The sequence below is a fragment of the Prosthecobacter sp. genome (assembly GCF_049294395.1).
Lineage (GTDB): Bacteria > Verrucomicrobiota > Verrucomicrobiia > Verrucomicrobiales > Verrucomicrobiaceae > Prosthecobacter.
Genome location: NZ_JBAQCR010000189.1, coordinates 1 through 4,370, shown reverse-complemented (window position 1 = coordinate 4,370; position 4,370 = coordinate 1). Strand labels below are relative to the sequence as shown.

The following is a 4,370-nucleotide window of genomic DNA, read 5'->3' as shown; positions in this document are numbered from 1 at the left end:
AAAGGCTATGTTATCAAAACTGTTCCCTGAGCGCATGCCGTCCACCTGGCGGCTGGGTCTGCTGCTGGCAGTGCTCATGGCCATCAGTACCGCCCTCTGCATCACCGTGGCCGGTTGGGCCATGCGGTAAAACCTCAGCAGCATCGCCCGTGAGCACCAGGCCCGCTGGCAGCGTGAACTTGTAATCATAGACACCGGGTGTGCCGGTGGGCGTCTCGCTGGCGGCGTTGTTCGTGTGCCACACGGTGCTGGGGCTGATGCTGATTTTGAAATCCACCGGCACCGAGACCGTGCGCGTGCCGCGCCATTGGATCTCGCGCAGCGTTTGCGTCGTCGCCGGGGTGAACGACTCGATCACAAACGACTCCAGATTGCTGCCGCCATTGACCTCGGTGGAGGAAAGGAAGCCCGTGTTGCCCGCCGCTGATGGCTGGCTGTAAATCTCCGCCGCCTGGGGGCCGATGGAAGTCAGGATGAATGCGAGGAGGGAGACGAATGTTTTCATGGATGGGAGAGCCGGAAAAAACGGCTGCCAGTGGGATTCGGGATGGAGACTTGGTTTTGCCCGCCGCTGGTGGTCACGGGCAGCGTCGAGGCCGTCCAGCTCGCGGCACCGAGGTCGGTGCTTTCCTGCAAAACCCATCCGGTGGCCGAATCAGGCCATGCAAAGACGATGGAGCCCGGCGTGGCGTTCGTGATGCCGACGATGGGCACGAAGTTCGCGATGAGTGCGCGGTTCGAGGTCGCGTTGAAGGACAAGCTGTTGCTGGCGCTCACGACGATGACTCCTTCGGTCCAGCCGGTGAATTGATAGCCCGAGGCAGGTGTGGCGAGCAGCGTGACCACACCGTTCGTGGCGTAGCCGCCGCCTCCGCTCACGCTGCCGCCGGGTGCGAAAGACGGAGTCGTAGTGACGGTGAATCCGGCGGCAAAATTTGCCAGCAATGTGCGCTGAGTCAGCAGCGTGAAGGTGTAGGCAGGCGTGGTGCTGACGATGTTGCCAGCCTCGGTCCAATTGAGGAAAACATAGCCCGGCTTGGCCGTCGCGGTGGCGGTGACGCTGCTGCCGATGAGGTGGGTGCCCGCGCCTGCAACGGTGCCCATCGTCAGTGATGAACTCGTCAGCACGAGTTGATAGGTCGGCTGAAAATTCGCGACGAGCGTGCGATTCTCCGCGGCAGGAAACGAATACAGCGCAGACGAACTCACGACGGTGCCGCCTTCGGTCCAGTTCACAAAGGCGTAGCCCGTTTTGGCCGTGGCGGAGAGATTTACGACGGCATCGAGTGCGAAGGTGCCCGCACCGCTGACACTGCCGCCATTCACTGAAGACGACGTGGCGGCGATGGCGTAGCTGGTGGGCACATCCGCCGAAAGCGTGAGCGCGAGGTCGCCCGCGCCGCCGTAGTAGCTGTTGCCCATGCGGCGATAGTGCCCGTTGTCGCCGCCAGCGCCGGTCGCATGCCCCCAGGTGAGCGGATAGCCGTATTGCGAGGCTTCAATTTGAATCCAGTAGCCAGTGCCTGCCGTGGCAACGAAGGACGTGGGCAGCGTGACCGAGTAATCAAACATCTGCACGCCGCCGAACAGACCTGCTGCTGTCTCGCTGGCGTTGCCAGTGATGGTGTATTTTTTCAGAACGGGATTGGCGATGTCGGGATAAAATCCATTCGCGGTGGATCCGTAGATTTTGATGATGAACTCCACCACCGGATTGCCCGCCTGATTGTTGCCAACGTAACCGCCGCGCCAGCGCAGATGAGAGATGCCCGTGGTGGTGGCGAGTGTGAACTTTTCAAAGCGATATTCCATGCCATCGATGTTCCCATCTGGCAGCATGTAGGAGGAGAGTAGCAGCGTGCCGGAAGTCGTCGTCGGCTGTGAGAAAACGATGCCGGGGTTGCTGGCGGATGAAGTGAAGTTGGCGACGAGATCGCGATCTCCGGTGGCGGTGAAGGTGTAGCTCCCGCTCGCACTCACGGGCACTCCATTTTCGGTCCAGTTGACGAAGTTGTAGTTCGTGGAAGCCACCGCCTGAACGGTGACGCTGCTGCCATTCGCAAAGCTGCCGCCGCCATCTGTCGTCCCACCCGTGAGCGGCGATGATGTCGTCGTGATGAGCGAGCCCGTGGCGAAGTTGGCCACCAGCGTGCGGTTTCCCGTCACGGTGAAGGTGTAGTTCGGATTCGTGCTGACCACGTTGCCATTCTCCGTCCAGTTCACAAAGGCGAAGCCCGCGTTCGGCGTGGCGATGAGCGGTGCGGCAGAGTTTTGCGGATACAGGCCCGCATTCGTGATCGTGCCGCTGCCGATGGGTGATTCAGTCGCCGCGATGCTGTATGTCGGCCCATCACTGGTAATGATGCTGAACGCCGCATCGCCCGGCGCATACTGAAAATAATAGTCCGCCTGCCCGGCGATACGCCGGAAGTGCGAGCCATTGCCCGTGCCACCCGCAAAGCCCCAATACGGCAGACCAGCCGTGAACTCGGCCTCGATCTGCACCCAGTAGAGCTTTCCCGCCTGCGCCTGAAACACCGTGGGCAAAACGAAGTGGTAATCATACATCGACACACCGCCAAACACGCCCGCGCTCGTCTCCCCCGCCTTGTTTCCCGTGTCATAGGCCACCAGCGTCGCAGGCGTGCCTGGATAACCCGGACCCAGATGCGGCTGCGACAGGCCCGGCGTGGATTCATAGATCGACACGCGGAAGTTCACGATGTTTCCACCCCAATAAGCCATCTGCGGATCGTAACCGCCGCGCCAGCGAATCTCCGTCACCGCCTGCGCCGTCGGCACGCTGAACGAGTCCCACACAAACTGGTCGTAGTCCGTTCCATTCGGCTGATAGCGCGATGATGTCAGCAGCGGCCCGCTGCCATCATGCGGCTGCTCAAACACCACGCCCGCCTGCGCGACGAGCGATGTCAGGAACAGCAAGAATGTGAGGAAGCGTTTCATAATTTCAGTCATAATTTCAGTCGTCGTCGCGCTCGCGGCCTTGCTTGCCTTTGCCGCCCTCGTTTTCACCGAGCTGCAAAGTCACTCCGAGGCCCGGCAGTTTGACCGTGGCCGTGCTGGCATTGTGCCCGGCAAAGAGCGCCGCGATCCACACACCGGCCACGATGGCGATGATCACGCCCCAGACCGCATGACTGGATGAAATGGCATCCTCCGCCTTGCCCGATTTTTTTCCCGTGACCATCGCTGGCGAGATGTTCTCCCGATGCCGAATCGTATGCCACGCCAGCCCAGCCAGATGCATCACGATGACCACCAGCAAGGCCCACGCAAAGGCTTCGTGCAGTTCTTCGATCGCCTCACCGCCGTAGCCGATGCCCGAGATGAACAAGGCAGGAACGAGCAGGAACATCAGCACGGCTGCCGTCGCCGATCCCGGATTGTTTCCCGCGTAAAGTTTCGTCTTCGAAACAGCGGCGCTGATCATGTAGCTGGCGACTTCGCGCGGATGCACCGGGTAACTCGAAAACCGCGAATAGCGTGAGCCGACGATTCCCATCACCACACGCACGGCGAGCAGGAACAACGCGACGATGCCGAACAGCATGTGCAGTTGAAACAGCGGCGCATCATCATCGACAAGGAAGCCGATGGCGATGGCAGCGGTGAGTGAGCCAGCAAAGGCCCAGTGAAAGAGGCGGGCAGGGATGTCCCAGACGAGGATTTTGTTCATAGCAGTTGGATTTCTGGGTTGGTGGCCCGAGCATCAGCGTCGGCAGCATGCCGCATCTGATACAGGCCATTTTTTTGCGCAGCCATTTCCCACGCACTTGACCATGGGGTGTTACCCGAACGACGTGCCCCACCGAAATGCTGGTGAGTGCGGAGGTATATGCCCGTGCGGAACTCCAAAATCACTGGGTGCCAGGGGATCAAGCCGCCATGAATGCAGGATGCGTTATTCACCCCTCATTCCGCCACGGTTATCGGGGCCAGACACGTTATCATTTGGTAATGGTGATGGAATCGAGTGTTGCGGCCGCAACTCCTGTGCAAACTCAGCGCCACCGCCCACATGCACCTGCTCCTCGTCGAAGATGACACCAAACTTGCCCGCCAGACCAGCCTATGGCTGAGCGAGGCAGGGCATTCATGCATCTGGCGGGAAAAAGGCGGTGCGGCGCTCATCGCGCTGGGCACGGAGTCCTTTGACGCGGTGATCCTCGATGTCGGCCTCCCAGACATGGATGGCTTCGCTGTCGTCGAACAAATGCGCGCACGCGGGTTCGGCCTCCCAGTACTCTTTCTCACCGCCCGTGACAACGTCACCGATCGCGTGCGCGGCCTCAAAGCCGGCGGAGATGATTACGTGACCAAACCCTTCGCCATGGAGGAATTGCTCGCAC

General features: G+C 60.7%; 4 protein-coding genes. 1 reads left to right on the top strand and 3 read right to left on the bottom strand.

Annotated elements, in window-relative coordinates; all coding sequences use genetic code 11:
* Positions 1-13 precede the first annotated feature (13 nt).
* From WAW39_RS12335 to WAW39_RS12325, 3 genes are read right to left on the bottom strand one after another with little or no spacing between them, the layout of a single operon-like run.
* A complete protein-coding gene (locus WAW39_RS12335) occupies positions 14-505 on the bottom strand; it encodes a hypothetical protein (protein ID WP_422319213.1) in 492 nt (163 codons plus the stop codon).
* Positions 502-2,964, bottom strand: a complete 2,463-nt coding sequence (locus WAW39_RS12330) for an InlB B-repeat-containing protein (RefSeq protein WP_422319211.1) — start codon at positions 2,962-2,964, stop codon at positions 502-504. The genes WAW39_RS12335 and WAW39_RS12330 overlap by 4 nt, the downstream gene beginning before the upstream one ends.
* Before the next feature lie 16 nt (positions 2,965-2,980).
* On the bottom strand, positions 2,981-3,697 hold the full coding sequence (locus tag WAW39_RS12325; protein WP_422319209.1) for a cytochrome b/b6 domain-containing protein: 717 nt from the start codon (positions 3,695-3,697) through the stop codon (positions 2,981-2,983).
* 342 nt (positions 3,698-4,039) lie between these two features.
* Here WAW39_RS12325 and WAW39_RS12320 point away from each other — a divergent pair.
* A partial coding sequence (locus tag WAW39_RS12320; protein WP_422319207.1) for a response regulator occupies positions 4,040-4,370 on the top strand: 331 nt, incomplete at its 3' end.

Coding starts and splice junctions, on each gene's coding strand:
- WAW39_RS12335 (WP_422319213.1), bottom strand. CDS start 505: ATGAAAACATTCGTCTCCCTCCTCGCATTCATCCTGACTTCCATCGGC.
- WAW39_RS12325 (WP_422319209.1), bottom strand. CDS start 3,697: ATGAACAAAATCCTCGTCTGGGACATCCCTGCCCGCCTCTTTCACTGG.
- WAW39_RS12330 (WP_422319211.1), bottom strand. CDS start 2,964: ATGAAACGCTTCCTCACATTCTTGCTGTTCCTGACATCGCTCGTCGCG.